This is a genomic window from Weissella sp. DD23, from assembly GCF_001579105.1.
Lineage (GTDB): Bacteria > Bacillota > Bacilli > Lactobacillales > Lactobacillaceae > Weissella > Weissella cibaria.
In genome coordinates this window covers 59,406-66,536 of the sequence record NZ_KQ970398.1, presented here as the reverse complement: position 1 = coordinate 66,536, position 7,131 = coordinate 59,406, and the positions used below count along the sequence as shown (strand labels likewise).

The following is a 7,131-nucleotide window of genomic DNA, read 5'->3' as shown; positions in this document are numbered from 1 at the left end:
ACTCCTTTCGTGAGGCTGTCCTCACAACCAGCGACAAATGAAATCGCTGCGTAAAACCGGTGCGCAAAAAGTGTGCACCAAACCTGTTTTTAATTTTAGCACAAAAAAAGAAAATTAACAATACAAAATAATTTTATCAAGCATTTTGTAAAATTAGATTTTTAGAGATAATGATAAAGTTCTGGGTGCAAAATGCCATAATCCCGAATAGCGCAACAAGTGGTTTGGGAGAATCGTTGGAAAAGCAAACGTTCTGATTTAGCGCGAATGATTGTGTTGTGTTTCGCCGAACATTAGATAAATGACACGCAATCAATTGCCGTACTATGTAATAAGTCAAGACTTGTATAGTTCGTGAATTCTGTTAATCTTGAATTACAAACACAGCAAGAGGGGAATGCGATAATGAAAGACGAACGAATTGGCTGGCCAGCGTATTTTATGATGCAAGCGGCGATGCTGGCTTCACGTAGTACCTGTACACGCCTACACGTTGGTGCGGTAGTCGTCAAAGATGGCCGAATCATTGCGAGTGGCTATAACGGTTCAGTAACCGGCACACCACATTGCACGGAAGTTGGTGATTTACTGGTAGATGGACACTGCATTCGGGCAGTTCACGCCGAACAAAATGCCTTGATGCAATTAGCAAAGATGGGAATTGCAGCAGAAGGTGCTGAAATCTACGTGACAGATTTTCCGTGCGTCCACTGCACGAAGTTCTTGTTACAAGCAGGTATTAAGAAAATAAACTATTTGCGTAATTATAATAATGACGAATTTGCAATGTCATTAATTGAGGCGAAAAATGTCGCCTTGCAACAAGTGCCATTGACGCAAGCGGATGTTCAGTTAGTCGATTTTGAAAAGTACGTGATGGAGGAGAACTAATGAGTCAGAATGAACAAGCATACCTAGATTTAGCGCAAGAAGTGTTGGAGACGGGGCATGCCAAAGGTGACCGAACGGGGACGGGGACGCGGTCGCTTTTTGGTCGCCAGATGCGCTTTGACATGGCGGAGGGTTTCCCGCTGCTCACAACAAAGCGAGTGCCGTTTGGTTTGATTAAGAGTGAGTTGTTGTGGTTTTTGCAAGGAAATACCAATATTCGATTCCTCTTGGAACACAACAATCATATTTGGGATGAGTGGGCCTTTAAGAACTGGATTGAATCAGCAGATTACACTGGTCCAGATATGACTGATTTTGGGCGCCGCTCCTTAGTCGATGAAGCGTTTAAGGCCCAATATGATGAACAACATCAATTGTTTGTGGACCGAATCCTAGCAGATGATGCATTTGCTAAGCAATATGGTGAACTTGGGGATGTTTATGGTGCGCAATGGCGTCATTGGCGTAAGGTGCAGGGTGGATTTATCGATCAAATTGACGATGTGGTCAACCAAATTAAGACAAACCCTAATTCGCGACGGTTGATTGTAACGGCGTGGAATCCTGAAGATGTGCCATCACAAGCATTGCCACCATGTCACACGCTTTTCCAGTTTTATGTGGCCGATGGCAAGTTGAGCTTGCAACTGTACCAACGCTCGGCAGATATTTTCTTGGGCGTGCCATTTAACATTGCGTCATATTCGCTCTTGTTGCATATGGTTGCCGCACAAACGGGGCTTGAAGCGGGTGAATTTGTCCACACGTTGGGGGATGCCCACATTTACTCTAATCACATTGCACAAGTGACTGAACAGTTGTCACGCGAGATGGTTGAATTACCACAATTAGTATTGAATCCAGATGTAAAATCGATTTTTGACTATACGATGGATGATATTAAAGTAGAAGGCTATAAGCCGGCTAAGTCGATTAAGGCACCAGTAGCTGTTTAAAAAATAGACATGAAAAAGACGCTCCGTTGCTAGATATGCTGACGGGGCGTCCTTTTTGTATTAAAATGAATAGGTTACGATAAGTTTCATTAAAGTTCTAGCTCGTAATATTAAAAAGATAACTAAAACAGTCAAGAAAGTTGATTGCCTGGTTACTGACCAGGTAAGAGAGGAGACGCTCATGGATAATGAGCCAAATTCACGTTCTGCGCGTCGAGAGGCAGAACGTGCGGCTAATAACCCGCTGAGTAAGGTACGGATGCCGAATATGAATCCCAAAGGGGACGGGCCAAAGTTCGACAAAGTGCGGGTACGTAATACAATTTTGGCGGTCGTAGCTGTGATTGTATTGGCCGTGGGAGTGATGTTTGGTATTGCCTACAATAATACAAAGAACGCTGTGGATGATGCTTATCAAAGCACCGGTTTGAAAAAAGCCCGCGACGTGTCAGATGTGTTGTCAGACGGTAAGCCATTCTCAATTTTACTATTGGGAACTGATACGGGGGAACTGGGACGTGACTATAAGGGGCGTACAGATTCATTGATGCTCGTGACCGTTAATCCAAAGCTGGATAAAGTGACGATTATGTCATTGCCACGTGATTCGGTGATTGCCCCCGTTGGTTATGAAGATGAATTCCCACAAAAGTTGAATTCAGCTTACGAATTTGGTTCAGCCAAGACGACTATTCAAACCATTCAAGATTGGTTAAATGTACCGATTGATTTCTACGCGCTTGTTAACATGGGCGGTATGGAAAAGGTCATTAATGAACTTGATGGGGTGAAGGTAAAGTCACCGCTAACCTTTGCGTATAACCCTTATACGGCGCATGATGACGCAGGATACTTGTTTAGCTTTAAGAAGGGATCATCAACGTACACGTTTACGGCCCAAGACGGCGTGACGCACACTTACCATAAGATGGATGGTAAGGCAGCGTTGGCATTCTCTCGTATGCGTTATGATGATCCGCAAGGTGATTACGGTCGCCAGGAGCGCCAGCGTATGGTGCTTGAAGCAATCGTTGATAAGGCAAAGAGTAATCCAACGAAGCTTGTGAATGCGAAGTTCTTGGATACTTTGTCAGATTCAACGAAGACTGATTTGACCTTTGGAGATATGACGACAATTATTTCGAAGTACTTGAGTGCTGCGAAGAATATCAAGACTGATCATGCTCAAGGAACTGAAGTGACCTTGTCTTCGGGATCTTCTGAGCTGATTTCACCAGAAGAAAAGCAGCGTGTAACTAATGTTTTGCGCAAGTCATTGGGCTTGAAGCACAAGAAGACTGGTAACATGTACGGTGGTGAAGTCACAGCGGCAACGTTGTTGGCAAACGGTTTAGTAACAACGGGCGCTTCTGATATTGATGATTCTGAATCGGATGACAGTAGCACAGCGACGGATACAGACGCAACGACTGGTGCCACGACGTATGGTACGGGGACGACGGCTGATACGACCGGAGCAACAACCAATTATTATGGTCAATAATGACTGAAAAAGAACGAGACTAGGATAAAATCCCTAGTCTCGTTCTTTTTTTCTAGCCGAAAATTTCGACCCATTGAAAAATGAAAGCGTTTGCATTTTTGTGGCACCTACAATAGACTGAACTTGTCAGCATGTGTAACTGAATTGAACGTAATTGGGGAGTTACATATCATTTACATTTCTGAAGCATGGTAAAGTCATGAAAATGATTGAAATTAAACATACGAATGCACATGCGTGTTCACATTTTGTGCATAATTCGCCCAATAATTGCGCGAATGTAAACGCTATCATTAAGTATGTAATAAACAAACGGGGATTTTTAGTTAATAGGGGTAAGAAAACATGGCACAAGACTTTAAAAAGTTAGCACGCAATGTTGTGGCCGGTGTTGGTGGCGCTGAAAACGTTACGAATTTGACACACTGCATGACGCGTTGGCGCTTTATTTTGAAAGATGAGAGCAAGGCTGATGATGCCAAAGTGAAGAACATTCCGGGTGTTATGGGTTTGGTAAAGCAAGGTGGCCAATACCAAGTGATTATTGGTAATAATGTGGCGGCTGCTTACAAGGAAATTTTGCCACTTGGTGTTGAAGGTAGTGTTGCACAAGATGATGCGCCAAAGGAAAAGCAAAAGTGGACGCCAAAGCGCGTAGGTATGACGATTTTGGATGCCATTATTGGGACGATGACACCGCTGATTCCAGCCATTATCGGAGGGTCAATGGTGAAGTTGCTCGCGATGCTATTACTCATGACGGGTGTGGCAGGCGAAACGTCATCAACGTATGTCTTGTTAAATACAATTGGGGATGCCTCGTTCTTCTTCTTGCCAATTTTGGTGGCGGTATCAGCCTCAAAGAAATTTGGCACGAACACGTACTTGGCTGTCGCAATTGCCGGGTTGATGGTTCACCCAGCATTTATGGACTTGATGGCTAAGGCAGCTGAAGGTCAAGCTGTGACACTGGCGATGATTCCAATTACGTCAGTGAAGTATACGTACACGATTATTCCGGCCATCGTCATGGCATGGTTGTTGCGTTACATTGAAGCAGGTGTTGATCGTATTACGCCAGTGGTAATGAAGAACTTCTTGAAGCCAATGTTAATTTTGTTGGTGGGAGCGGTGATTGCCATTTCATTGGTTGGACCAATGGGTGTTTGGCTTGGTAATGGTATCTCAGCCGTTGTTTACGGTATTCACGGTAAGCTTGGCTGGTTGGCTGTTGCGATTGTTGGGGCGATTTGGCCATTGTTGGTGATGACGGGGATGCACCGTGTGTTTACACCAACGATTGTGACGACGATTGCCGAAACGGGTTCAGAAGCCATGGTTATGCCATCTGAAATTGGCGCTAACAGGTCACTTGGTGGGGCCTCGTTGGCCGTTGCAATGAAGACGAAGAATCGTGAATTGCGTCAAACGGCTTTGGCGGCAGCGTCATCAGCTTTGATTGCAGGAATTACAGAGCCAGCTTTGTATGGTGTCGCAATTCGTTTGAAGCGACCAATGATTGCTTCAGTGATTACCGGCTTTATTGCTGGTGCGGTTGCGGGTTTGGCAGGTTTGGCTTCCCACTCAATGGCAGCGCCAGGCTTGTTTACGTCAGTACAATTTATTGATAAGGACAACCCAACTAGCATTTTGTGGATTGCGGCCGTTATGGCGATTTCAGTAGTCGTGTCATTTGCTTTGACGTTGATTATTGGGTTTGAAGATATTCCGGTCGAAGATGACGAAGCAGATATGACTAATGACGGCAGCGTTAAGCTAATGGCGCCGATGACTGGTATGGCTAAGGGCTTGCACGATGTTGCTGATGAAGTGTTCTCAAAGGGCTTGCTTGGTAAGGGGATGGCGATCGATCCGGAAGATGGTAAGGTTGTGTCACCAATTGCGGGGACTGTCACGACGGTCTTTCCAACGAAGCACGCCATCGGATTGACAGACGATAATGGTGTGGAAGTGTTGATTCACGTCGGTATTGATACGGTTTCATTGAATGGTGAACCATTTACGGCTAAGGTGGCTGCGGGAGATCGTGTTGCAGTCGGTGACGAGTTGTTGGAAGCGGACTTGGATGCCATTAAGGCAGCTGGGCTGCCAACGACGACGATGGTTGTGATTACAAATTCAGATCAATTTAAGGATATTGCGCCGGTTGCGCCTGGTCACGTTTCATTCAAGGAACATGTGATGGAAGTCTTCCACCACGACAAGGAAGCAGACACAGAACCAGCAATGGCGTAAGTTTAACGAAGAAGAGGGAAGAGATTTATGACGACGAATACTGTATTTCCAGCAGATTTCTTGTGGGGCGGTGCAATTGCTGCCAATCAAACTGAAGGGGCTTGGCATGAAGGTGGCCGTGGCACGAGTAACATTGATATGTTGCCCATTGGCGACAAGCGGATGCCGGTGAAGTTGGGTCAAGTGGCGCAACCTGAATTGGATGAGACATTGTACTATCCAAGCCATACCGGAATTGATTTCTATCACCGCTATAAGGACGATATTGCCCTGCTAGCAGAAATGGGTTTGAAGGTATTCCGAACATCAATTTCATGGAGTCGCTTGTATCCAAATGGTGATGAAGAGACGCCTAATCCTGAAGGGATTGCCTATTATCGATCATTGTTCGAAACGTGCCGTGAGCATGGTATGGAAGTGTTGGTAACATTGGCGCACTTTGATGTGCCGATGGGCTTAGTAACTGGTTATGGTTCATGGCGTAGTCGTGAGATGATCACTTTCTTCACCCGCTATGCGAAGACATGTTTTGAAGAATTTGGCGATTTAGTTAAGTACTAGATTACATTTAATGAAATTAACATTATCTTGCACAGCCCATTTTCGGGGGCTGGGTTGGCGTTCCAACCTGGTGAAAATCAAAAGCAGGTCACGTATCAAGCGGCACACCACGTGTTGGTTGCAAGCGCGTTAACGGTGAAGATGATTCATGAGATGCTGCCAGCCGCCCAAGTTGGGTGCATGATTGCGGGCGGTAGTTTCTACCCTTACACGAGTAAGCCGGAAGATGTTTGGCAGTCAATGCTGGATGACCACGACAATACATTCTTTATTGACGTGCAGGCACGCGGTTACTACCCATCATACATGAAGAGTTTGTTGGCTTCTAAGGGCGTTGATGCGATAGAAATGGCCGACGGTGACGAAGAAATCTTAAAGAATACCGTTGATTTCGTGTCGTTTAGTTACTATGCGTCACGTACATCAGCGCACAACTTAGATGAGTTGACGGCCAACGAAGGTAACGTCGTGAAGTCGGCTAAGAATCCTTATTTACCAACGAGTAAGTGGGGGTGGGTCATTGATCCGCTTGGCTTGCGCATTACGATGAACCAGTTATATGACCGTTATCAAAAGCCGTTGTTCCTGGTTGAAAATGGTTTGGGGGCTGAAGACACAGTTGCTGCTGATGGATCGATCAATGATGATTACCGCATTGATTATTTCCGCGAGCACATTAAGGCGATGGCCGACGGGATGGCTGATGGTGTGCCATTGATGGGTTATATTGCCTGGGGTGTGATTGACTTGGTCGCAGCCTCAACAGGTCAAATGACTAAGCGTTACGGGATGGTTTATGTGGACAAGAACAACGACGGTAGTGGATCTTTGAAGCGTTCGAAGAAGAAGTCGTTCGATTGGTATAAGCAAGTTATCGCCTCAAATGGGACGGTCTTGTCATAAATGTTAATAGGAGAGTGAGACGAAAGGCGCTTTGGCCCCGATGATAACGTTGTTTGACCT

At 45.4% G+C, this 7,131-nt stretch carries 4 protein-coding genes and 1 pseudogene; all 5 read left to right on the top strand.

Translation table 11 applies throughout. The features are described 5' to 3' along the window. The first annotated feature begins 405 nt into the window (after positions 1–405). The 5 genes and pseudogenes from WEIDD23_RS10640 to ascB all read left to right on the top strand — a co-directional run bounded on the left by WEIDD23_RS10640 (position 406) and on the right by ascB (position 7,071). Positions 406–891 carry a ComE operon protein 2 gene (locus tag WEIDD23_RS10640; RefSeq protein WP_010373976.1) on the top strand — a complete coding sequence of 162 codons (486 nt, stop codon included), beginning with the start codon at positions 406–408 and terminating at the stop codon, positions 889–891. Next, positions 891–1,847, top strand: coding sequence for a thymidylate synthase (locus tag WEIDD23_RS10635; protein WP_010373974.1), 957 nt, complete (start codon positions 891–893; stop codon positions 1,845–1,847). Before WEIDD23_RS10640 ends, WEIDD23_RS10635 begins: the two co-directional genes overlap by 1 nt. A 181-nt stretch (positions 1,848–2,028) precedes the next feature. Further along, positions 2,029–3,351, top strand: a complete 1,323-nt coding sequence (locus tag WEIDD23_RS10630; protein WP_010373972.1) for an LCP family protein — start codon at positions 2,029–2,031, stop codon at positions 3,349–3,351. Positions 3,352–3,696: 345 nt separating this feature from the next. Next, positions 3,697–5,607, top strand: coding sequence for a PTS cellobiose/arbutin/salicin transporter subunit IIBC (gene ascF, locus WEIDD23_RS10625; RefSeq protein ID WP_062358978.1), 1,911 nt, complete (start codon positions 3,697–3,699; stop codon positions 5,605–5,607). A gap of 27 nt (positions 5,608–5,634) precedes the next feature. Next, positions 5,635–7,071 (top strand): annotated as a pseudogene (ascB, locus tag WEIDD23_RS10620) (6-phospho-beta-glucosidase). Positions 7,072–7,131: the final 60 nt, after the last annotated feature.